General features: G+C 72.5%; 25 protein-coding genes. 2 read left to right on the top strand and 23 right to left on the bottom strand.

The window, feature by feature from the left end; genetic code table 11:
- Position 1: 1 nt before the first annotated feature.
- From fabZ to LUW87_RS01665, 4 genes are all read right to left on the bottom strand, one after another.
- The gene (gene fabZ, locus LUW87_RS01680; RefSeq protein ID WP_232669341.1) at positions 2-424 is read right to left on the bottom strand and encodes a 3-hydroxyacyl-ACP dehydratase FabZ; all 423 of its coding nucleotides are present in this window, start codon (positions 422-424) and stop codon (positions 2-4) included.
- Positions 421-885 (bottom strand): thioredoxin-dependent thiol peroxidase, encoded by a 465-nt coding sequence (bcp, locus tag LUW87_RS01675; protein ID WP_232669340.1) that lies wholly within the window; start codon positions 883-885, stop codon positions 421-423. The genes fabZ and bcp overlap by 4 nt, the downstream gene beginning before the upstream one ends.
- Positions 886-1,007: 122 nt before the next feature.
- On the bottom strand, positions 1,008-1,289 hold the full coding sequence (locus LUW87_RS01670) for an HU family DNA-binding protein (protein WP_232669339.1): 282 nt from the start codon (positions 1,287-1,289) through the stop codon (positions 1,008-1,010).
- 120 nt (positions 1,290-1,409) lie between these two features.
- A complete protein-coding gene (locus tag LUW87_RS01665) occupies positions 1,410-1,823 on the bottom strand; it encodes a globin domain-containing protein (protein WP_346742390.1) in 414 nt (137 codons plus the stop codon).
- Positions 1,824-1,924: 101 nt separating this feature from the next.
- Between LUW87_RS01665 and LUW87_RS01660 the strand changes: the two genes are divergently transcribed.
- Complete coding sequence (locus tag LUW87_RS01660; RefSeq protein ID WP_232669338.1) at positions 1,925-3,070, top strand: acyl-CoA dehydrogenase family protein; 1,146 nt, start codon at positions 1,925-1,927, stop codon at positions 3,068-3,070.
- Positions 3,071-3,100: 30 nt separating this feature from the next.
- On the opposite strand, the gene LUW87_RS01655 is transcribed toward LUW87_RS01660, so the two are convergent.
- From LUW87_RS01655 to LUW87_RS01600, 12 genes are all read right to left on the bottom strand, one after another.
- Positions 3,101-4,285, bottom strand: a complete 1,185-nt coding sequence (locus tag LUW87_RS01655; RefSeq protein ID WP_232669337.1) for an alpha/beta hydrolase fold domain-containing protein — start codon at positions 4,283-4,285, stop codon at positions 3,101-3,103.
- Positions 4,282-5,157: a tryptophan synthase subunit alpha gene (gene trpA, locus LUW87_RS01650; RefSeq protein ID WP_232669336.1), complete on the bottom strand. Its 876-nt coding sequence runs from the start codon at positions 5,155-5,157 to the stop codon at positions 4,282-4,284. The genes LUW87_RS01655 and trpA overlap by 4 nt, the downstream gene beginning before the upstream one ends.
- Positions 5,154-6,311 (bottom strand): tryptophan synthase subunit beta, encoded by a 1,158-nt coding sequence (gene trpB / locus LUW87_RS01645; protein WP_232669335.1) that lies wholly within the window; start codon positions 6,309-6,311, stop codon positions 5,154-5,156. The genes trpA and trpB overlap by 4 nt, the downstream gene beginning before the upstream one ends.
- Positions 6,312-6,422: 111 nt before the next feature.
- A complete protein-coding gene (locus LUW87_RS01640) occupies positions 6,423-7,088 on the bottom strand; it encodes a phosphoribosylanthranilate isomerase (protein WP_232669334.1) in 666 nt (221 codons plus the stop codon).
- 115 nt (positions 7,089-7,203) lie between these two features.
- A complete protein-coding gene (locus tag LUW87_RS01635; RefSeq protein ID WP_232669333.1) occupies positions 7,204-8,457 on the bottom strand; it encodes a TrpB-like pyridoxal phosphate-dependent enzyme in 1,254 nt (417 codons plus the stop codon).
- A gap of 86 nt (positions 8,458-8,543) precedes the next feature.
- Positions 8,544-9,335, bottom strand: coding sequence for an indole-3-glycerol phosphate synthase TrpC (gene trpC, locus LUW87_RS01630; RefSeq protein ID WP_249419730.1), 792 nt, complete (start codon positions 9,333-9,335; stop codon positions 8,544-8,546).
- Positions 9,332-9,646: a putative quinol monooxygenase gene (locus LUW87_RS01625; RefSeq protein WP_232669332.1), complete on the bottom strand. Its 315-nt coding sequence runs from the start codon at positions 9,644-9,646 to the stop codon at positions 9,332-9,334. Before LUW87_RS01625 ends, trpC begins: the two co-directional genes overlap by 4 nt.
- Positions 9,647-9,696: 50 nt before the next feature.
- The gene (locus LUW87_RS01620; RefSeq protein WP_232669331.1) at positions 9,697-10,245 is read right to left on the bottom strand and encodes a J domain-containing protein; all 549 of its coding nucleotides are present in this window, start codon (positions 10,243-10,245) and stop codon (positions 9,697-9,699) included.
- 19 nt (positions 10,246-10,264) lie between these two features.
- Positions 10,265-11,206 carry a CAF17-like 4Fe-4S cluster assembly/insertion protein YgfZ gene (ygfZ, locus tag LUW87_RS01615; RefSeq protein WP_232669330.1) on the bottom strand — a complete coding sequence of 314 codons (942 nt, stop codon included), beginning with the start codon at positions 11,204-11,206 and terminating at the stop codon, positions 10,265-10,267.
- Between the two features lie 60 nt (positions 11,207-11,266).
- Positions 11,267-12,787, bottom strand: a complete 1,521-nt coding sequence (locus tag LUW87_RS01610; protein WP_232669329.1) for an anthranilate synthase component I family protein — start codon at positions 12,785-12,787, stop codon at positions 11,267-11,269.
- Between the two features lie 4 nt (positions 12,788-12,791).
- Positions 12,792-13,175 (bottom strand): phosphoribosyl-AMP cyclohydrolase, encoded by a 384-nt coding sequence (gene hisI, locus LUW87_RS01605; RefSeq protein ID WP_232669328.1) that lies wholly within the window; start codon positions 13,173-13,175, stop codon positions 12,792-12,794.
- Between the two features lie 48 nt (positions 13,176-13,223).
- Positions 13,224-13,520 (bottom strand): GroES family chaperonin, encoded by a 297-nt coding sequence (locus LUW87_RS01600; RefSeq protein ID WP_346742413.1) that lies wholly within the window; start codon positions 13,518-13,520, stop codon positions 13,224-13,226.
- 97 nt (positions 13,521-13,617) lie between these two features.
- Between LUW87_RS01600 and LUW87_RS01595 the strand changes: the two genes are divergently transcribed.
- A complete protein-coding gene (locus LUW87_RS01595) occupies positions 13,618-14,274 on the top strand; it encodes an alpha/beta hydrolase (RefSeq protein WP_232669326.1) in 657 nt (218 codons plus the stop codon).
- Between the two features lie 704 nt (positions 14,275-14,978).
- On the opposite strand, the gene hisF is transcribed toward LUW87_RS01595, so the two are convergent.
- The 7 genes from hisF to hisD are packed head-to-tail and all read right to left on the bottom strand — an operon-like array spanning position 14,979 to position 20,843.
- The gene (gene hisF / locus LUW87_RS01590; RefSeq protein WP_232669325.1) at positions 14,979-15,755 is read right to left on the bottom strand and encodes an imidazole glycerol phosphate synthase subunit HisF; all 777 of its coding nucleotides are present in this window, start codon (positions 15,753-15,755) and stop codon (positions 14,979-14,981) included.
- The gene (locus LUW87_RS01585; protein WP_232669324.1) at positions 15,752-16,420 is read right to left on the bottom strand and encodes a class I SAM-dependent methyltransferase; all 669 of its coding nucleotides are present in this window, start codon (positions 16,418-16,420) and stop codon (positions 15,752-15,754) included. Before LUW87_RS01585 ends, hisF begins: the two co-directional genes overlap by 4 nt.
- 56 nt (positions 16,421-16,476) lie before the next feature.
- Positions 16,477-17,196 carry a 1-(5-phosphoribosyl)-5-[(5-phosphoribosylamino)methylideneamino]imidazole-4-carboxamide isomerase gene (gene hisA, locus LUW87_RS01580; RefSeq protein ID WP_232669323.1) on the bottom strand — a complete coding sequence of 240 codons (720 nt, stop codon included), beginning with the start codon at positions 17,194-17,196 and terminating at the stop codon, positions 16,477-16,479.
- Positions 17,196-17,858 carry an imidazole glycerol phosphate synthase subunit HisH gene (gene hisH / locus LUW87_RS01575; protein WP_232669322.1) on the bottom strand — a complete coding sequence of 221 codons (663 nt, stop codon included), beginning with the start codon at positions 17,856-17,858 and terminating at the stop codon, positions 17,196-17,198. Before hisH ends, hisA begins: the two co-directional genes overlap by 1 nt.
- Entirely contained in the window at positions 17,855-18,469 is a 615-nt protein-coding gene (gene hisB / locus LUW87_RS01570) for an imidazoleglycerol-phosphate dehydratase HisB (RefSeq protein WP_232669321.1), read from the bottom strand. Before hisB ends, hisH begins: the two co-directional genes overlap by 4 nt.
- Positions 18,466-19,530 carry a histidinol-phosphate transaminase gene (gene hisC / locus LUW87_RS01565; RefSeq protein WP_232669320.1) on the bottom strand — a complete coding sequence of 355 codons (1,065 nt, stop codon included), beginning with the start codon at positions 19,528-19,530 and terminating at the stop codon, positions 18,466-18,468. Before hisC ends, hisB begins: the two co-directional genes overlap by 4 nt.
- On the bottom strand, positions 19,527-20,843 hold the full coding sequence (hisD, locus tag LUW87_RS01560; RefSeq protein ID WP_232669319.1) for a histidinol dehydrogenase: 1,317 nt from the start codon (positions 20,841-20,843) through the stop codon (positions 19,527-19,529). The genes hisC and hisD overlap by 4 nt, the downstream gene beginning before the upstream one ends.
- Between the last annotated feature and the right edge of the window lie 3 nt (positions 20,844-20,846).

Below are 20,846 nucleotides of genomic sequence, written 5' to 3'. Positions count from 1 at the left end.
CTCAGGCGAACACGAACAGCAGATCGGCCTCGCAGGCCGTCTCGCCCGCCACGTGGGCCCGCCCGTGCCCCTTGCCGGCCCGAGCGGACATGCGGCCGAGCTCGATCTCGAGGGTGAGGGTATCGCCGGGCACCACCTGGCGTCGGAAGCGCGCCTTGTCGACCCCGCCGAACAACGGGAGCTTGCCGGCGTAGGCCTCGTCGCACAGCACCGCGTAGGCGCCGAGCTGGGCGATCGCTTCGAGCATCAACACGCCGGGCAGGGTGGGGCGGCCCGGGAAGTGCCCTCCGAAGAAGTCCTCGTCGCCGGTGAGGTGCCAGCGCCCCTCGGCGGACGCCCCCACCTCGAGGCGGACGACCTCGTCGAGGAAGAGGAAGGGCGGCCGATGCGGGAGCACCTCGTCGGGCGCCGCCAGCGGGCTCACTCGGCGAGGGCCTTCAGGAGGTTCTTGGGCGTGTCCTTGGGGCTGACCTTGGGCCAGGCATGGGCGATCTTGCCCTTCTCGTCGACGAGGAACGCCGAGCGGATGATGCCCATGTACTTCTTGCCGTACATGCTCTTCTCGCCCCACGCCCCGTACTTCTCGGCCACCGCGTGGTCCTCGTCGGACAGCAGCGGGTACCCGAGGCCGTGCTTGTCGTCGAACTTCTTCTGCTTGGCGGGGGCGTCGGGGCTGATGCCGAGGATGGCGGTGTCGCCGATCTCGGCGGCGACGTCGCGCAACCCGCACGCCTGGGTGGTGCAGCCCGGCGTGTCGGCCTTCGGGTAGAAGAACACCATGACCTTGCGGCCCTTGTAGTCGGTGAGCTTCACCTTGGAGCCGTCCTGGTCGAGCAGGGTGAACGCGGGGGCCTTGTCGCCGGCGGCGGGTGCGGTGGCAGTCATGGCCGCCGAATCTACCGCCCCGCAGCGACGCCGGACGCGGTCAGGGGAGCGCCGGTGGGGCGCTCCCCTGACATCCGCGATTCGTGGGTGGGCGACGGAGTCGCCCCCGCCGCCGGTGAGGCTCAGGCGCCCTTGGCGGAGGCCTTGAGCTTGGAGCCGGCGGTGACCTTGACGGCCTTGGAGGCCGGGACCTGGATGGTCTCGCCGGTCTGGGGGTTGCGGCCGGTGCGGGCGGAGCGCATGGTCTGCTCGAAGGAGAGGAAGCCCGGCATGGTGAGCTTCTCCTCACCCTTGGCGACGACCTCGTGGACGACGCCCTCGAACTCCTTCATGCACTTCTCGACGTCGGACTTGGCGAGCCCGCTGCGCTCGGCGATCTCGGAGATGAGCTCGGACTTGGTCATTGGATCCTCCTGTTGGCCCGGACGGGGCGGGGGTGACGTCCCTGGCGGGCGGTGACGGGGCGGATGAGGCTCATCCACTCCGGGACAGCATGGCGGCTCTGGGCGCACCGCGGGTGGATTTCAGGTCCCCGATCCAGCGCCGGGGGCGTTGACCATGTGCTCGGCGGCACGATGGAAGTACGAGAGCATACGGGCCTCGTCGTCCGCGGAGAGCTCGCCGGCGTCGGCCGCGGCACCCACGGCGGTGGCCATGTGACGGAACCAGGCCTCGCGTTCGGCCTCGCCGATCACGAACGGGGCGTGGCGCATGCGCAGCCGGGGATGGCCCCGCTGGTCGCTGTAGGTGGTCGGCCCACCCCAGAACTGCACGAGGAACCCGGCCAGGCGGGCCTTGGCCCCCTCGATGTCGTCGGGCGGGTACAGCGGGGCCAGGACGGGGTCGGCGACCACGCCGGCGTAGAAGCGATCGACCAGACGCACGAAGAACGCCTCCCCGTCGACCCTCTCGAAGAGGAGCTGCTCGTCGCTGGTCACCGGCTGGTCCTCCCGTCGCGCACCGCTCGACGCTACCGCCGAGCCGCGCCGGCCCCCACGCCACCACCCCGCCGCGTGCCACCAGTCACTACCCTCGCCGCATGTCGAGCTTCGAGCTGTCCGAGGACCACGAGCAGTTCCGCTCCGTGGTGCGGGACTTCGCCGAGGCCGAGATCGCCCCCCACGCCGAGGAATGGGATCGCGACCACGTCTTCCCCGTGGACACCGTGCGGGCCATGGGCGACCTGGGCCTGTTCGGCATCCCCTTCCCCGAGGCCTACGGCGGGGGCGGCGGCGACCTCACCACCTTGTGCGTGGCCATCGAGGAGATCGCCCGGGTCGACCAGTCCCTCGCCATCACGCTCGAGGCCGGGGTGGGCCTGGGCGCCAACCCCATCTTCCGCTACGGCACCGAGGACCAGAAGCAGCGCTGGCTCCCGGACCTCTGCGCCGGGCGCACCCTCGGGGGGTTCGGGCTCACCGAGCCCGACGCCGGCTCCGACGCCGGGCGCACCCGCACCACAGCCCGCCTCGACGACACCACCGGCGAGTGGGTGATCAACGGCGAGAAGGCCTTCATCACCAACTCGGGCAGCGAGATGACGGCGCTGGTCACCGTCACCGCCCGCACCGGAGCCGACGAGATCAGCGCCGTCATCGTCCCGTCGGGCACCCCGGGCTTCGAGGTGCAACCGGCGTACCGCAAGATGGGGTGGCACGCCTCGGACACCCACGGGCTGGCGTTCGCCGACTGCCGGGTGCCGGCCGAGAACCTCCTCGGGGAACGGGGCCGGGGGTTCCGCCAGTTCCTCGAGATCCTCGACGAGGGCCGTGTGGCGATCGCCGCGCTGGCCACCGGCGTGGTGCAGGCCTGCCTGGAGCACGCCACCGCCTACGCCCAGCAGCGCCAGGCGTTCGGCCGCCCCATCGGGGCCAACCAGGGGGTGGCCTTCCCCATCGCCGACCTGGCGGTGATGGCCGACACCGCCCGGTTGCTCACCTACCGGGCGGCGTGGCGCCGCGACCAGGGCCGGCCCTTCGCCCGCGAGGCCGCCATCGCCAAGCTGCAGAGCTCCGAGGCCGCCGTCACCGCCACCCGCATCGCCACCCAGGTCTTCGGCGGGTACGGGTTCATCGACGAGACGCCGGTGGCCCGCTTCTACCGTGACGCCAAGATCCTCGAGATCGGCGAGGGCACCAGCGAGATCCAGCGGATGATCATCGCCCGCAGCCTCGGGCTGGGCTGACCCTCGCCTCGCCCAGCCGACCGGGCGAGGTCAGCGGCGACGGACCGCCACGATGGCGGCGGTGCCGGCGCCCAGCACGACCACGACGGCGACCACCGCGATCCACGGGAACGAGGAACCGTCGTCGGCCGCCGGGGCCGACGCGCTCTCGACCGCACCGGCGCTGGTCGTGGTGGCGTCGTCACCCGACGAGTCGCCGCCGGCACCCAACTGGGCGGTGAGGAACGCGGCCGTCGGACCCCAGGCGTCGTCGCTGTACTGGATCGAGTGGCGGTCACCGTCGAGCTCGAGGAAGTCGTGGGTGACCCCGGCGTCGGCCAGCTTCGACACGTACGCCTCGACCTGGTCGAGCGGAACGACCTCCTGCTTGGAGTTCACCACGTAGGTCGGTGGTGTGTCCGAGGTGACCCAGTTGGTCGGGGACGCGTCGCGGTAGGTCTCCGGGCACTGGTTCGGCGTGCAGTTCAGGTACTTCTCGATGACCGGGCTCGACCAGATGTAGTCGCAGGCCGGATCACCGTCGCACTCCGCGGGGGCACCACCGCCGTCGGGCGGCACCAGGGGCGCCAGGTCGACGGGAGGCGACCAGAGGGCCACGGCGCGGATGCGCGCGGGCGACGCCACCGAGATGGTGGAGGGGTCCGGCGAACCGGTGATGAACACGCGGTCGGGGCCCAGCGAGCCCACCAGGGCCGACAGGTTGGCCCCCGCCGACCCACCCATGAGCATCATCTGAGAGGGGTCGATGCCGAAGCGCTGGGCGTTGTCGGCGACGAAGCGCACGGCGGTGTTGACGTCCTCGACCTCGTCGGGCCAGGCGGTGGGATCGCTGTCGTCGAGGCGGTAGTTGACGGAGAACACGGCCCAGCCCTGATCGGTGGCGGCCTTCTCGGCCAGCTCCCCGTAGGCGTCCTTGTCGCCGCCCTCCCAGCCACCGCCGTGCACCATCACCAGCGCCGGCCGGTCGGTGCGGCCGTCGCGGGGCAGGTAGGCGTCGAGCTTCAGGCCGGTCGAGTCGTAGGTGACGTCGGTCTGGACCTCGTAGGCGTCGGTGGAGGTGGGCGCGGTGGCGTCGGAGGAGTCGATGAGCCCGGCCCCGGCCACACCGGCCCCCGGGCCGCCACCGACGGCGACGGCGACGACCCCGAGCAGGGCCACCAGCACCACGCCGACGAGGCGCGCCGCGTGACGCACGGTCGCAGGAGCGGGGTTCACGCGCCGCGGCTCTCGCCGTCGAGGGCCCGACGCACCTCGGCGATGAAGGCCCCGGCACCGGTGGGGCCTTCCCCTTCGAGCACCCGCCGCATCAGCGCGGAGCCGATGACGACGCCGTCGGCGACCTCGCTCACCTCGACCGCCTGGGCGGCGTTGGAGACGCCGACCCCGACCAGCACCGGCTTGTCGGTGACCGCCTTGACCCGCGCCGCGATGGCCAGAGACGACGCCGCGAGCGTGTCGCGTTCGCCGGTGACGCCGAGCAGGCCCACGGCGTAGACGAAACCCCGGGCCCGGGCCACGATGCGCGGCAGGCGATCGTCGGGGGCGGTGGGGGCGGCCAGCATCACCGTCTCCACCCCGTGGGCGTCGGCGGCGGCCGCCCACGGACCGGCCTCCTCGAGGGGCAGGTCGGGCAGGATGGCGGCGGCCACCCCCGCCCCCGCCACGGCGGCCGCGAAGCGCTCGTGGCCCATGTGGAAGGCCACGTTGTAGTAGGTCATGACCGCCAGGGGGACGCCGGCGTCGACGGTGCGCAGCGCGTCGAGCACGGTCACGGGCGTGGCTCCGGCGCGCAGGGCCAGCTCGCTGGCCTGCTGGATCACCGGGCCGTCCATCACCGGGTCGGAGAAGGGGATGCCGATCTCGATGGCGTCGGCCCCGGCGTCGGCCACGGCGCGCACCACCTCGGGCCAGTCGTCGCCGAGGCCACCGGTGACGTAGGGGACGAGCAGCTTGCGGCCGGTGCTGCGGGCCGCTCGCAGCGACGCTTCGAGGGCACCGGGTTCGCCAGGGGCGGCGGGCACCGCGCCGGGCTCGGACGCGCCGTCGGTGGGCGCGGGGACAGGTCGGGCCGAGTCGGTGGTCGTCACCCGAGGATCTCCATCATCTGGGCGACGTCCTTGTCGCCGCGACCGGAGAGGTTCAACAGCACGGTGCGACCGGCCAGGGCGTGCCGGTCTCGGCTGATCCAGGCCAGGGCGTGCGCCGGCTCGAGGGCGGGGATGATGCCCTCCGTGCGGCTGAGCAGCTGGAAGGCGTCGATGACCTCGGCGTCGGTGACCTGCTCGTAGCGGGCGCGACCGATGGCCGAGAGGTGGGAGTGCTCGGGGCCGACGCCCGGGTAGTCGAGGCCGGCCGAGATGGAGTGCGCCTCCTGGACCTGACCGAACTCGTCCTGCATGAGGTAGCTCTTCATGCCGTGCACGACGCCCGGCACACCCCGACCGACCGCCGCGCCACCGGCGGGCTCCACCCCGACGAGCTCGGCGTCGGTGTCGGCGAAGCCCGAGAAGATGCCGATGGCGTTCGACCCGCCCCCGACGCAGGCGGTGACCACGTCGGGCACACCGCCGTCGAGCAGCGCGGCGCACTGGGCGCGGGCCTCGGTGCCGATGACGGTGTGGAACTCGCGGACCATCCACGGATAGGGGTGCGGACCCATGACCGACCCCAGGCAGTAGTGGGTGTGCTCGACGGTGGCCACCCAGTCGCGCATGGCCTCGTTCACCGCGTCCTTGAGGGTGCGGCTGCCGGACATGGCCGGCACCACCTCGGCGCCGAGCAGGCGCATCCGGAAGACGTTGAGGGCCTGTCGCTCCATGTCGACCTCGCCCATGTACACCATGCACTCCATGCCCATCAGCGCCGCCGCGGTGGCCGTGGCCACGCCGTGCTGGCCGGCGCCGGTCTCGGCCACGAGCCGCTGCTTGCCCATGCGCCGGGCCAGGAGCGCCTGACCGAGGACGTTGTTGATCTTGTGGCTGCCGGTGTGGTTCAGGTCCTCGCGCTTGAGCAGGACCCGCACGCCGAGCTCCTCGGAGAGGCGGTGGCACTCGGTGAGCGGCGACGGACGACCGGCGTACTCCGACAGCAGCTGGTCGAGGTCGCCGCGGAACTCCGCATCACCCCACGCCGACCGGAAGGACCGCTCCAGCTCCTCGCACGCGGGCACGAGGGTCTCGGGGACGAAGCGCCCACCGAACTCGCCGAATCGACCGCTGGCGGAGGGCTCGGATAGGGCCATGGGGGATCTGCACCTCGGGTGGGGGAAGACGATGCCGGCGACGGAGCCGATCGGGCGAGGTTAGGTCCCACCGGGTGCGGGCGAGAACCCGGAAAGGCACTCGGCCGACGGTCAGGTGGGAGACGCCTCGTCGAAGATCCCCGGTGGGTCGACGGATGGCTCGGTACCGGGCCCGTCGCCGGCGGCGCGGGCCTCGGCGATGAAGCGCCGCACCCGACGCACGTCCTTGAGCCCGGGACCACGCTCCACCCCGCTGGACACGTCGACCCCCCAGGGATCCACGGCGCGGATGGCCTCGGCGACGTTCTCCGGGTCGAGCCCACCGGCCAGCAGCACCCGGCGGCGACGGGGCAGGTCGCCCACCAGCGACCAGTCGAACGTGGTGCCCGACCCCGGCACGGCGGCGTCGAGGAGGACGGCGTCGACGTCGTAGTCGTCGACCCGTTCGAGACGGGGGTCGCCGGCGGCGAAGGCCTGCACCACGAACGGCACCCGGGCCTTGATCCAGGTCGCCTCGCCCGGGGACTCGCGGCCGTGCAGCTGCACGCCGCCGAGGCCGGTGGAGGTGACGAGCTCGACGATGCGCTGGGCCGACTCGTCGCGGAAGACCCCGACGGTGAGGACCTCGTCGGGCACGTGGCGGACGATGTCGCGCACGTCGTCGGGCCCCACCCGACGAGAGGAGGGCGCGAAGACGAACCCGAGCGCATCGGCGCCCATGGCCACCGCCATCAGGGCGTCGGCCTCGTTGGTGATCCCACAGATCTTCACGAACATGTGGGCGAAACGGTACCCCTGCGCTCCCGTGGTGGGGCGGGTGGATTCCGAACGGTCCGTGGCGGACGGCGGGCCGGGTGCGGTCCCGAGCGGCCGCTCCGACCCGGAGCGGGGGTCAACCGTCGATCAGGCGCCCGTTGAGGTAGTCGTCGTAGGCGGCCAGATCGAGGTGGCCGTGGCCGCTGTAGTTGAACAGGATGACCTTCTCCTCACCGGTCTCCTTGGCGGCCAGGGCCTCGTCGATGGCGCCCCGGATGGCGTGGGCGGTCTCGGGCGCCGGGATCTTGCCTTCGGCGTTGGCGAACTGGATGGCCGCCTCGAAGACCTTCCCCTGGGGGTAGGCGACCGCCTCCACCCGGCCGTCTCGCACCAGGCGCGAGACGATCGGTGAGTCGCCGTGGTAGCGCAGCCCGCCGGCGTGGATGGACGGCGGCATGAAGTCGTGGCCCAGCGTGTACATGCGCATCAGCGGGGTCATGCCGGCCACGTCGCCGAAGTCGTAGTCGAAGCTGCCCTCGGTGAGGGTGGGGCACGAGGCCGGTTCGACGGCCACGAGGCGCACGCCGTCTTCCTCCACGAAGGGGAAGGCGATGCCGGCGAAGTTCGAGCCGCCGCCGCAGGACGCCAGGATGACGTCGGGGCGCTCCTCGCCCGCCGCCGCCAGCTGGTCCTTGGCCTCCAGGCCGATGACCGTCTGGTGCAGGCACACGTGGTTGAGCACCGAGCCGAGCGCGTAGTGCGTGTCCTCCCGGCTCACCGTGTCGCGCACGGCGTCGGAGATGGCCGCCCCCAGCGAACCAGGGCTGTCGGGCTCGTCGACCGGCGACGGCACGACCTCGGCCCCCCAGACCTCCATCATCGACTTGCGGTACGGCTTCTGGTTGTACGAGGCCCGGACCATGTACACCTTGCACTCGATGCCGAACTGGGTGGTGGCGAAGGCCAGCGACGAGCCCCACTGGCCGGCACCGGTCTCGGTGGCCAGCCGGGTGATGCCCTCGGCCTTGTTGTACCAGGCCTGCGGTACGGCGCTGTTGGGCTTGTGCGACCCGGCCGGTGAGACCGACTCGTCCTTGAAGTAGATGCGCGCCGGGGTGCCGAGGGCGGCCTCGAGGCGGGTGGCCCGCACCAACGGCGTGGGACGCCACAGCTTGAGGATGTCGAGCACCTCGCCGGGGATGTCGATCCAGGGCTGCGCCGACATCTCCTGTTCGATGAGCGCCATGGGGAACAGCGGGGCCAGGTCGTCGGGACCCACCGGCTGACGCGTCGCCGGGTGCAAGGGCGGCTCGAGCGGCTCGGGCAGGCGAGGCAGCAAGTTGAACCACGCCGTGGGCAGCTGGGACTCGGGCAGGTTGAAACGAGGCATCGGAACTCCCCTGAGTGGCCGGACCCGCGGAGTGTAGAACCGCACCCGAGGGCGGACCCAGAGCCCTTCGACCCCCGCCGGTCGGGTCAGCGACGAGCGACGCGGAGGGCGGCCGTGGCACCTCGGGGGTCGCCCGACGTCACCAACGACTCCCCCACCAGGACGGCGTGGTAGCCGGCCTCGGCCAGCACGGCGGCGTCGGCGGGACCGGTGATGCCGCTCTCGGCCACCCGCACCACGCCGGCGGGCATCTGCGGCGCCATGCGCACCGCTCGATCGGTGTCGACCGCGAAGGTGACCAGATCGCGTTGGTTGACCCCGATGAGGTCGGCCCCGGCATCGACGGCCCGTTCGAGCTCGCCCTCGTCGTGGATCTCCACCAGGGCGTCGAGCCCCACCTGGCGCGCCAGGGCCATGAAGTCGACCAGCTCGGGCTGGTCGAGGGCGGCGGCGATCAACAGCACGCAGTCGGCGCCCATCAGCCGGGCATCGACCACGTCGCGGGCGTCGACGGTGAAGTCCTTGCGCAGCACCGGCAGCGCGCCGGCGGAGCGGGCGGCGGCGAGGTCGTCGGACGAACCACCGAAGAACTCCACGTCGGTGAGCACCGACATGGCCGCCGCCCCGCCGGCCTCGTAGTCACGGGCCAGGGCCACAGGATCGAGATCGGGCGCGAGCGGCCCCTTCGACGGCGACCGCCGCTTCACCTCGGCGATGACGGCCACGTCGCCGCCTTCGGCCACCGACACCAGCGACCGACGCAGACCACGCACCGCTTCCCGCCCCGAGGCGCGCTCGATCAGGTCGTCGAGACGACGCTCGTCGTCGCCGGCCGCCGCCCGGTGGGCGGCGAGGATGCCGTCGAGGTAGGTCTTCAGCTGGGAAGGCCCTTGGCCTCGGCCGTGGGCGTGGCCATCACCATCATCGGCGGCTCGGCGAAGAGCGGACCGAGGGCCTCGAAGCAGCTCTTCATGGCATCGCTGCCCCCGTGCAGGGCGAGGGCGTCACCGTCGGAGTAGAGCTCGAAGATCCAGATCGTGTTCTCGTCGCCGGCGTCGAGGTGGAACGAGTACACGAGCGTGCCCTCTTCCTGGGCCACCTGGGGCAACATGCCCTCGAGGGCGGCGAGCATCTCGTCGCGCTTGTCGGGCAGGGCCACCATCTTCACGAACAGCGAGGTCTGTGCCATGGCCCGGCACCCTACAGAACCGGGCCGGGCCCGGCGGACCGCCTTCCCGGTCAGGCGTCGCGGTCGGAGCGGTAGCTGCGCATCACCGCCACCACGGGGGTGGCGATGAACGCCCCCACGCCGAGGACGGCCACGATGGCCCCCCACGCGGCGAGCAGGTCGGACTGCACCGCCAGGCCGACGAAGACCACCATCACGCCGACGGCGGCGGCGATGACGGGCAGCACCTGCAGGCGCTGGGAGACCCGGGCCCCCTCCCCGACCGGTTCGTCGTCGAGGGCGGCGGCGTAGTCGGTGTCGTCGCCTTCGTCGAAGGGCACGAAGTCGCGACTGGGCGCGCCCGGCGTGCGCTCGCGGCGGTGCCGGCGCCGCAGCTCGTCGTCGTAGGCCCGACGCCGTTGCTCGTCGCTGAGCACCGACCAGGCCTCGTTGATGCGCTGCATCTCCCGCTCGTTGGCCGCCCGGGCGTGGTCGTCGAGGGCGGTGTGGAAGTCGGGGTGGTGGTCGCGGGCCAGCGCCAGGTAGGACCGACGGATCTCGGAAGCCGACGCGGTGGCATCGACATCGAGGACGTCGTAGTGCGTCAGTTCGTCGGCCACCCGTCGAGCCTACGAGCGCTCAGGGCCGCATCGGCGGGTCGACCAGCGTGGCCGGCACGGCACTGCCGTCGAGCTCCACCGTGACCTGCGTGCCGACGGCGACGGCGCGGCCGACCGGGGCCAGCACCAGCGCCGGGTGACCCTCGCCCAGGGCTGGCACGGCACTGGTGACACGCCCCACCTCGGCGCCGTCGTGGAGGATGGCCGCTCCGGGCACGGGCATGGCCTCGGGCTGGTCGATGCGCAGCAGGCGCACCGGCCGCGGCACCGTGTTGCCCCGGCTGTCGATGCGGGCCACCAGCTCCTGTCCGGTGTAGCAGCCCTTGGCGAAGTCGACCGAGGCCTGCACCAACCACTGCCCGGCCTCGCCGGGGATGGTGGCGTCCGTGAGCTCGGCGCCCATGCGGGGCACGGCGTGGGCCACGCGGTAGCGCTCGAGCGCGGCGGCCGGCACCGTGGCCTCCTCCGCGGCTGCGTCCCCGGCGGGGAGGATCCAGTCGACCCCGGCCACCGACGGGCCGGCGACGACACCGGCCAGGCGTCCCTCGGCCCCGCCGGGAGGCTCCGCCCCGATCTGCACCAGCGTGGCCTCGTGGCGCACCGACAGCACCTCTCGGACCTCGACCTCGCCGATCTCGGCCTTGGTGCGCAACAGGAACCGGCGCAGACGTGCGATCACCGCCTCGCCCCAACCAAGGTCCACGTCGAGGGCGTACTCCTCGTCGCCGGTGCGGTGCACCCGCAGCCAGGCGTCGACCTTGCCCGTGGGCTGCAACAGCAACGACCAGGCGGAGGCGCCCACCGCCAGCACGACGACGTCCTGGCTGAGCTGGCCCTGGAGGTAGCGCCCCGCCTCGGGGCCGGTCATCGTGACCAGCTCCCGGGTGTCGGGAGCCGATCCTCCCGTCCCGCAGAGCGCCTCGAACCCGTCGATCACATCGGTCAGGGTGGCGGAGTCCATGGTCGAAGTGTGCCAGCGCCGCCGCCGATCCCGACGGGTGCGGCACCGGATCGGTGTCGCTCAGCGGCGGGCGGCTCGGCGGGTGGCCGTGAGACGACGGGCGCCGGGGACGGCGGCCAGCAGGCCGCCGGCCTTGTTGTGGCACTCGAGGTCCTCGTGGGCGGGCACGCTGTCGGCCACGATGCCGGCCCCGGACTGGACGTGGGCCCGACCGTCCGGGCCGACCATCAGCGTCCGGATGGCCAGAGCCGTGTCGATGGTGCCGGAGAAGTCGATGTAGCCCACCACCCCCGCATAGGGACCCCGCTTGATCGGCTCGAGGGCGTCGATGATCTCCATGGCCCGCACCTTGGGGGCACCCGACACGGTGCCGGCGGGAAGCGTGGCCCGCAGCACGTCGATCGGGGTGCGACCGTCGGCGAGCTCACCCGACACCTGCGAGGTGAGGTGCATCACGTGGCTGTAGCGCTCGAGCACCATCATCTCGTCGACCTGCTCGCTACCGAAGCGCACCACGCGACCCACGTCGTTGCGGGCCAGGTCGACGAGCATGACGTGCTCGGCGACCTCCTTGGGGTGCTCGCGCAGCTCGGCCCCGAGGCGCCGGTCCTCCTCCTCGGTGCGGCCCCGACGGCGGGTGCCGGCGATGGGCCGCGAGATCACCCGACCGTCGACCAGCTTCACCATGGGCTCCGGGGACGACCCGGCCAGGGACACCTCGGCCGTGCGCACGAAGTACATGTAGGGGCTGGGGTTCACCTGGCGGAGCACCCGGTAGAAGTCGAACGGGTCGGCCTCGAGGTCGAACGAGAAGCGCTGCGACAGCACCACCTGGAAGATGTCGCCGGCGAGGATGTGCTCCTTGGCCGCCTCGACCGCGCCGGCGTAGATATCCGGCGAGACCGACGACTCGACCTCGGGGAGGGGCTCGTCGAGCGGAGGGGGCTCGAGGAGGGGCTCGTCGAGCGGGCGGGCGCCGTCGGCAGCCAGCTGGTCGAGCCGACCCAGGGCGGCGTCGTAGAGGCGATCGAGCTCGTCGGGAGAGGTGCCCGGAGCCACCAGGACGTTCTCGATGAGGGTGACCCGCTGGCGGAAGTGATCGAACGCGGCGAGCTGGCCGATGACCGACAGCACCGCGTCGGGGTACCCGGTGACGTCCTCGGGCACGTCGGGCAGCCGCTCGACCTCGCGCACCACGTCGTAGCCGAGGTATCCCATGAGGCCCCCGTGCAGGGGCGGGAGCTCGTCGAGGGTGGGCGAGCGGTAGCGCTCGAGGAGCCACTCGACCGCGGCCAGCACGCCGTCCGTGGTGGGCAGGTCGGCGGGCAGGTCGCCCTCGACGCGCAGCTCGCCACCGGCCGAGACGATGGTGGCCAGCGGATTGCGCCCCACGAACGACCAGCGTCCCCACCGGTCGCCACCCTCGACCGATTCGAGCAGGAAGCCTGGTTCGTCGTCGCCGCAGAGGCGGGCGAACGCGGCGACCGGGGTGATGAGGTCGGCCAACAGCTCGCGCCACACCGGCACCACCGTGTGCTCGGCCGCGAGGGCGTGGAAGTCCTCCCGCGAGGGCCGGATCACGCGCTCAGCGCCCGGCGTGGCCGGTGTCGCCCTCGGGACCGAAGGGCCGGTAGAAGCAGGAGTAGTTGCCGGTGTGGCAGGCGCCCTTGCCCTCCTGCTCGACCACGAACAGCAACGTGTCGCCGTCGCAGTCGTAGGCCGCCGAGCGCACGTACTGGCGGTCGCCGGAGGTCTCGCCCTTGCACCAGTACTCCTGGCGCGACCGGCTCCAGAACCAGGTGCGGCCGGTCTCGAGGGTCTTGCGCAACGACTCCTCGTTCATCCAGGCCATCATCAACACCTGCCCGGTGCCCTCTTCCTGGACGATGGCCGGCACGAGCCCATCGCTGTTGTACGTCACCGCCGCGAGCTGGTCCTCGGTGGCGTCGATGGGGATGGAGGCGGGCATGCCCGCCACGCTACCGGGGCCACCGGAGCCCCCACGAACGCATTGCGCTCACAGGTAGAGACCGGTGCTGCCCTCCTCGAGGCGCTTGGCCGCCACCGCGTGCACGTCCCGCTCCCGCAGGATGATGTAGTCGTCGCCGCGGACCTCGACCTCGTAGCGGTCCTCGGGGTTGAACAGGACCTGGTCGCCCGGTTGCATGGACCGGACGTTGGGACCGGCGGCCACGCACTCGGCCCACACCAGGCGCTTGCCCATCTGGGCGGTGGCCGGGATGAGGATGCCGCCGGTGGAACGGCGCTCGCCCTCGTTGCCGCCCATCTTGACCAGGATCCGGTCGTTCATCATCTGGATGGGCAACTTGTCGACGGCCCGCACCGGTGCGTCGTCGGGGGCCAGGTCGTGGCTCGGAGGGGTCACCTCGTCGACGGTACCGTCTGCAGCCGTGGCCGACGACACCGAGATCCGCTCCCTCACCTGCACGACCAGCGACGGTCTGTCCCTCGAAGCCGAGCTCGCCCTCCCTGGCGAACCGGCCGAGGGCCACCCGCCCGTGACGGGCTCGGTGGTGCTGGCCCACCCCCACCCCCTCCACGGCGGTTCCATGACTTCGCTGGTCACCGGCGAGCTCTTCCGTGCCCTCCCCCGGAGCGGGCTGGCCGCGTTGCGCTTCAACTTCCGGGGCGTGGGCGCCAGCGAAGGCGAGCACGGCCACGGTGAGGCCGAGGCCCTCGACGTGGTCGCCGCCATCGACGCCCTCGCCGCGGCCACCCCCCTGCGACCGTTGGTGGTGTGCGGCTGGTCGTTCGGGGCCGATGTGTCACTCGGGGTCACCGACGAGCGCCTCGCCGGATGGGTGGTGATCGCCCCGCCGCTGCGGTTCCGACCCGCAGCCGACTACGACGTGGTGGGCCACGACCCGCGCCCCAAGCTGATCATCGTCCCCGAGCACGACGAGTTCCGCTCCCCCGCCTCGGCCGCCGAGGCCACGGCCGACTGGGTGAACACCACCCTCGAGGTCGTGCCCGGCGCCGACCACTTCCTCGTCGGCCGCACCGACAAGGCCGCCCGCCTCGTCATCGACTTCATCGCTTCTCTCTGATCGCGAGTTCCCGCCTCCTCGGCGTCCCGGCGGGTCCTGTCCCGGACCAGAACCTGACGTGCTCAGTCGCTCAGAGCGGCGGCTTCGTCGAGCTCGGGCGGCGGCTGACGAACCCTTCGTCGGTCGCAGGCCGCGGCCGCCGAGCCGCACTCGCTCCTGTGCGCGCGTCAGAACCGTGGTCCGGGCCACCCACCGGAACCCCTTGTCACCGGGAGGGCCAGGCGACGACCGCAGGGAGGAGCCTCAACACGCCCACGCGCTTCGGCGAAGGGAGGCTTCCCGACCGGAGCTGAGTGTCATGGCGCCCTCCTCGCGAGCTCGTCGGGACGCGGTGTGGGCGGGTCGCTGGCGCTCCCATCGCCCACCTGTCGGGTCCTCGGGGTCCCGGCGGGTCCTGTCCCGCACCAGAACCGTGTCCATGGCGCCCTCCTCGCAAGCTCGTCGGGACGCGGTGTGGGCGGGTCGCTGGCGCTCCCATCGCCCACCGGACTGAGCTTCTCAGCCGACTCGCAAGAGCCGAAGGAGCGCCAGCGACGAAGGCTCAGAAAGCTCTCGCGTTTCGGCGAAGCCGGCGAAGGGAGGCTTGCCGACCGGAGCAAGATGTCACGACCTGCAACAGCCGACGCCGCGCAGCAAGGAGGCTCAGACAGCCCACGCGCTTCGGCGAAGCCGGCTCGGCGAGGCTTGCCGAGCTGAGCAAAGCATCACGGCCGGACGGTGACGCCGGCGGCGAGCATGTGGGCCTTGGCCTCGTGGACGGTGTGCTCGCCGAAGTGGAAGATCGATGCCGCCAGCACGGCGTCGGCATGGCCGGCGGTGACGCCCTCGACGAGGTGGTCGAGGCGACCGACACCGCCGGAGGCGATGACGGGCACGTCGACGGCGTCGGCCACCGCGCTGGTGAGCGCGGTGTCGAAGCCGTCACGGGTGCCGTCGCGGTCCATGGAGGTGAGCAGGATCTCGCCGGCGCCGAGCGTGGCGGCCCGGCGGGCCCACTCGACGGCGTCGATACCGGTGGGGGTGCGCCCGCCGTGGGTGAAGACCTCCCAGCTCTCGGCGGGCTGGCCGTCGTCGGTGCGGCGACGACGGGCGTCGATGGCGACGACCACGCACTGGTTGCCGAACTCGGCCGCGATCTCCGAGACCAGCTCGGGGCGGTCGACGGCCGCGGTGTTGACCGAGACCTTGTCGGCGCCGGCGCGCAGGAGGCGTCGGGCGTCGTCCACGCTGCGGATGCCACCACCGATGGTGAAGGGGATGAACACCTCTTCGGCGGTGCGGCGCACCACGTCGACGATGGTCTCTCGCTGGTCCGATGACGCCGTGATGTCGAGGAAGACCAGCTCGTCGGCGCCTTCGGCGTCGTAGCGGGCGGCCAGCTCGACCGGGTCGCCGGCGTCGCGCAGGCCGACGAAGTTCACGCCCTTCACGACCCGCCCGGCGTCGACGTCGAGGCAGGGGATGACGCGGGCGGTCCTCACCCCACGTCCTCGCCGATCGGACCGAGGTCGGCGACGCTGATGGTGTCCAGCCGCCGGGCCCGCACGAGGGTGTCGATGGCGATGCGCTCGCCGTCGGGGGTGGGCACCGGCCGGTCGACCCGTTCGGCGCGCTCGACGTCGAGCTCGAGGCCGTACTCGAGGCTGGCGGAGGCCATGTCGTCGACGATGCCCTCGGCGGTGGCCAACACGACGGCGTCGTCGGGGCCTCCGTAGCCCTCGGAGAGGTTCAACAGGTCGTGGGCGACGTACACGAAGTGGCCCCCCGGGGCGAGGGAGCGCACAGCGTTGGCCACCGCCGCCCGGCGCTCGTCGGCGGGGAGCTGCAGGTAGAACACGATGACCAGGTCGTAGCCCTGTTCGGGCGGCTCGAACTCGGTGGCATCGCCGATCTGGAAGTCGACCTCCACCCCCCGCTCGCCGGCCAGGCGTCGAGCCTTGGCCACACCGACCGAGGAGAAGTCGACGCCGGTGACGGTCCAGCCCTGGGTGGCCAGCCAGATGGCGTTGCGCCCCTCGCCGCAGGCCAGGTCGAGTGCGGTGCCGGGTTCGAGGTCGGCGATCTCCGGGGGCAGGAACTGGTTCGGCTCACCCGACCACACCAGTTCGGCGGTGTCGTAGCGGGCGTTCCAGGCGTCGGCGTCCATCCGGGGAGTGTAAACAGCCGCCGCCGGTGCCACTCCCCCCGGGCGCATGGCCGGGTTCAGAGCACGGCGAGGGCGTCGGTGACGCTGAAGGCGCCCTCGTAGATCGCTCGCCCCACGATGGCTCCGTGCAGGCGTCGATCGCCCACCTGCAACCCGGCGAGGGCCACCAGGTCGTCGAGGGTGCCGACGCCGCCCGACGCGATCACCGGCAGCGGGCTGGCCTCGAGCACCTCGGCCAGCCCCGAGAGGTCGGGGCCGGCCAGGGTGCCGTCGCGGCCGATCTCGGTGACGATCAGCGCGGCCACGCCGGCGTCGGCGAACTCGCCGGCGACCTCGAGCAGGTCGCGCCCCGAGCCCTCTTCCCAACCGCGCACGGCCACCTCTCGCCCCCGGGCGTCGAGGCCGACGGCCACCGAGAAGCGCGCCGCGAGCGAGCGGACCAGCTCCGGCTGCTCGAGCGCAGCGGTGCCGATCACGATGCGGCTCACCCCCGCCTCGAAGAGGGCCTCGGCGGCGGCTTCGTCGCGGATGCCCCCTCCGGTCTGCACGGGCACGTCGACGTGCTGGGCGATGCGGGCGATCGCCTCCCGGTTGGCGCCCTCGCCAGTGCGGGCGCCGTCGAGGTCGACGACGTGGATCCAGGGGGCCCCGGCCGCGGCGAACGCCTGGGCCTGGGCCACGGGATCGTCGCCGTAGACGGTCTCGCGTCCGTAGTCGCCCTGGTAGAGCCGGACGCACTTGCCCCCACGGAGGTCGATGGCGGGATACAGGTCCATCAGGGCACCTCGGTGTCGGTGGTCGCACCGGTGGCGGCCGCCGCGGTGCGGACGAACCCGGCGAGCAGCTCGAGCCCGGTGGTGCCGGACTTCTCGGGGTGGAACTGGGTGGCCCAGACGTCGTCGAGCTCGACGGCCGCGGCGACCGGCCCTCCGTAGTCGCAGGTGGCGACGACCCCGGGCGCATCGGCGGGGGCGGCGTAGGAGTGCACGAAGTACATCCAGATGGGGTCGGTGAGGGGGGCGAACATGGCGGAGGGGCCACGCACGTCGAGGGTGTTCCACTGCATCTGGGGACGCTTGACCCCGTCGGGGAGGCGGCGCAGCGTGCCGGGCAGCACGCCGAGCCCGGGTACCGCGGGCGACTCATCGGAACCTTCGTACAGCAGCTGCATGCCCACGCAGATGCCCAGGAACGGACGACCGCTGCCGGCGGCGCGCACGGCGACCTCGTCGAGGCCGGTGGCGTGCAGGGCGGTCATGCAGGCGCCGAAGGCACCGACTCCGGGTAGGACGACGGCGTCGGCGTCGGCCACGAGCCCGGGATCGGCGGTGAGGCGGGCGTCGGCACCGACCCGTTCGAGGGCCTTCTGGGCCGAGCGCAGGTTGCCGATGCCGTAGTCGAGGACGGCGACGAGCGGTCGCCCACCCGTTGCGTTCACAAGGTGCCCTTGGTGGACGGCACGCCGCTGCCCTCGACCCGCACGGCGTCGCGCAACGCCCGGGCCACGCCCTTGAAGGTGGCCTCGATCAGGTGGTGGGTGTTGACCCCTCGGATCGAGGTGACGTGCAAGGTGATGGCCGAGGACACCACGAACGCCCGCCAGAACTCCTCGACCAGCTGGGGGTCGAAGGGCGGGTCGCCGAGGATCTGCTGGCCGGGGAACTCGACCTCGTAGTGCAGGTAGGGCCGCCCCGACAGGTCGAGGGCCACGTCGACGAGCGCCTCGTCGAGGGGCACGCGGACCGACGCGAAGCGGCGCACACCGGCCTTGTCGCCCCACGCGGCGCGGAACACCTCGCCGAGTGCGATGCCGACGTCCTCCACGGTGTGGTGGGCATCGATCTCGAGGTCGCCGGTGGCGCGCACCACCAGGTCGAAGCCCCCGTGGCGGCCGAGCTGGTTGAGCATGTGATCGAAGAACGGGATGCCGGTGGAGGTCTCGACCCGGGTGCCGCCGTCGAGGTCGAGCTCGATGGCGATGTCGGTCTCGGAGGTCGTGCGGGCCACGGTGGCCGCCCGTCGGCCGTCGTCGGTGCGTTCGGCGCTCATGTGAGGATCTCCTGGAGGGCTCGGATGAAGGCGTCGTCTTCGTCGGGGGTGCCGATGGTGACGCGCAGGCAGCCGTCGAGGCGGGGCCACGACGAGCAGTCGCGCACCAGGACGGAGCGGTCGACCAGGCGCTGCCAGACCTCACGGCCGCCCAGGTGGCGGGGCCGGAACAGCACGAAGTTGGCACCCGAGGGCCACACGTCGACCGGCAGCTCGCCGAGCGCCGCGACCAGGCGGCCGCGCTCCTCGACCAGCCGGGCGACCCGTGCGTCCATCTCGGCCTCGTGGTGCAGCGCCAGCACACCGGCGGCCTGCTTGAGCGCGTCGAGGTGGTAGGGCAGCACGACCTTGTCGAGTTCGGCGACCACCCACTCGGGCCCCACCAGATAGCCCAGCCGGGCCGCAGCCATCGACCAGGTCTTGGAGAAGGTGCGGGTGACCACGAGCGGCACCTCGTCGCCGACGAGCGACAGCGCCGACCACGGGGCGAACTGACCGTAGGCCTCGTCGACCACCAGCAACCCGTCGACGCCGGCGACGAGCTCGAGAGTGGCGGCCACGGTGGCGGCGTCGTCGACCATGCCCGTGGGGTTGTTGGGCGAGCACAGGAACGCGAGCGACGGCCTGGCCTCCTCGACGACGCGCAAGACCTCGTCGGTGTCGATCGAGAAGTCGGCGGCTCGTTCGCCCTGGGCCACCGCGGTGCCGGTGATGCGGGCGATGTGGGCGTGCAGGGCGTAGGTCGGCTCCCACGTGGCCGCCGTGCGACCGGGGCCACCGTAGGTGAGCAGCAGCGTCTGGAGGACCTCGTTGGAGCCGTTGGCCACGAAGACCTGCTCCGGCCCGACGCCGTGCAACGCCCCGATGGCCCGGCGCAGCTCGACGGCGCCGCGGTCGGGGTAGCGGTGCCACTGGACGCGTCGGGCGGCCTCGGCCACCTCGTCGACCCAGGCCGAGGGGCTGGGTTCGGGTGACTCGTTGGTGTTGAGCCGGACGCGCACGTCGAGCTGCGGGGAGTGGTACCCCTCCATGAGGGCGACGTCGTCGCGAGGTCGGATCACGTGGTGCCCGCCTCGACGTCGGCATCGAGCGCCCGTTGGCGCAACCGCACCGACTCGGCGTGGGTGGCGAAGCCCTCGGCATCGGCGATGGCGGCGACGACCGGCGCGGCCGTGGCGAAGCCCTCGGCGTCGACGTGCACCACATGGACCTGCTTGGTGAAGTCGCTGACCGTGAGGGCGCTGCCGTAACGGGCCGTGCCGAACGTGGGCAGCACGTGGCTGGGACCGGCGACGTAGTCGCCGATGGACGCCGGAGCGAGCGGCCCGCAGAACACGGCGCCGGCATGACGCACCCCGGGGACCAGCGAGTCGGGGTCACCGGTCATGAGCTGCAGGTGCTCCGGCGCCACGTGGTTGACCACGGCCAGCGCGTCGTCGGGGCCGTCGACGAGCGCGCAGAACCCACCGGACGCGAAGGTGGCGCTGATCTCGGCCTGGCGAGGCGCCTCGGCGACCAGACGGGTGAGGGCCGCGTCGACGGCATCGGCGACGGCCTCGTCCCAGGTGACCAGCCACGCCAGCCCGTCGGGCCCGTGCTCGGCCTGCACCATGAGGTCGACGGCCACGAAGTCCGCCGGGGCGGTGGCATCGGCGACGACCACGATCTCCGACGGCCCGGCGAAGGCCATGGGGACGCCGACCTGCCCGGCGACCTCCCGCTTGGCCAGCGCCACGTAGACGTTGCCGGGGCCGGCGATGACGTCGACCCCGCGGATGGACTCGGTGCCGTGGGCCATGGCGGCGACCGCCTGGGCCCCGCCGATGGCGTACACCTCGTCGACACCGGCCAGGGCAGCAGCGGCGAGGGTGGAGGTGGCGACCTTGCCGGTGCTGCGGTCGGGGGGGACGCACAGCACGACCTCGGGGACGCCGGCGACGCGGGCGGGAACGGCGGTCATCAGCACCGACGAGGGGTACGAGCCCCGCCCTCCGGGGACGTAGCAGCCGGCCCGATCGACGGGAACGGACCGGCCCTCGACCGTGACGCCCCGGCGGCGGAAGACATGGGGTTCGAGGAGCTGGGTCTCGTGGAAGGCCTGCACGGCATCGCGGGCCTCGGTGAGGGCGGCGACCAGCTCCGCGGGTGCCGCGTCGATGGCGGCGGCGACCTCGGAGGGGTCCACCCGCAGGTCGTCGAGGACGACCCCGTCGAAGCGCTCGGTGTACTCCCGAACGGCGGTGTCGCCTCGCTCCGCCACGTCGGCGACGATGGCCCGCACCGCGGCGACGGGCCCCTCGCCCCCCGGATCGGGGCGGGGCAGGTCGGCGGTCAGATCGCCGCGACGGCCACGCAGGTCGAGTCGGTTCAACACGAC

This window comes from Rhabdothermincola salaria (assembly GCF_021246445.1).
Taxonomy (GTDB): domain Bacteria; phylum Actinomycetota; class Acidimicrobiia; order Acidimicrobiales; family Acidimicrobilacustridaceae; genus Rhabdothermincola_A; species Rhabdothermincola_A salaria.
Note: the sequence above shows the minus strand (reverse complement) of the source record. Positions and strands in the feature narration are given on the sequence as shown.

Excerpts from the sequence above, each read along its gene's own strand:
- LUW87_RS01635 (WP_232669333.1), bottom strand. The coding sequence starts at position 8,457 with ATGCCTCGTTTCAACCTGCCCGAGTCCCAGCTGCCCACGGCGTGGTTC.
- LUW87_RS01640 (WP_232669334.1), bottom strand. The coding sequence starts at position 7,088 with ATGTTCGTGAAGATCTGTGGGATCACCAACGAGGCCGACGCCCTGATG.
- LUW87_RS01670 (WP_232669339.1), bottom strand. The coding sequence starts at position 1,289 with ATGACCAAGTCCGAGCTCATCTCCGAGATCGCCGAGCGCAGCGGGCTC.
- hisA (WP_232669323.1), bottom strand. The coding sequence starts at position 17,196 with ATGGACCTGTATCCCGCCATCGACCTCCGTGGGGGCAAGTGCGTCCGG.
- hisB (WP_232669321.1), bottom strand. The coding sequence starts at position 18,469 with ATGAGCGCCGAACGCACCGACGACGGCCGACGGGCGGCCACCGTGGCC.
- hisI (WP_232669328.1), bottom strand. The coding sequence starts at position 13,175 with ATGCCCGCCTCCATCCCCATCGACGCCACCGAGGACCAGCTCGCGGCG.
- LUW87_RS01585 (WP_232669324.1), bottom strand. The coding sequence starts at position 16,420 with ATGGACGCCGACGCCTGGAACGCCCGCTACGACACCGCCGAACTGGTG.
- LUW87_RS01660 (WP_232669338.1), top strand. The coding sequence starts at position 1,925 with ATGTCGAGCTTCGAGCTGTCCGAGGACCACGAGCAGTTCCGCTCCGTG.
- ygfZ (WP_232669330.1), bottom strand. The coding sequence starts at position 11,206 with ATGGACTCCGCCACCCTGACCGATGTGATCGACGGGTTCGAGGCGCTC.
- LUW87_RS01600 (WP_346742413.1), bottom strand. The coding sequence starts at position 13,520 with ATGATGAACGACCGGATCCTGGTCAAGATGGGCGGCAACGAGGGCGAG.
- bcp (WP_232669340.1), bottom strand. The coding sequence starts at position 885 with ATGACTGCCACCGCACCCGCCGCCGGCGACAAGGCCCCCGCGTTCACC.
- LUW87_RS01625 (WP_232669332.1), bottom strand. The coding sequence starts at position 9,646 with ATGGCACAGACCTCGCTGTTCGTGAAGATGGTGGCCCTGCCCGACAAG.
- trpB (WP_232669335.1), bottom strand. The coding sequence starts at position 6,311 with ATGGCCCTATCCGAGCCCTCCGCCAGCGGTCGATTCGGCGAGTTCGGT.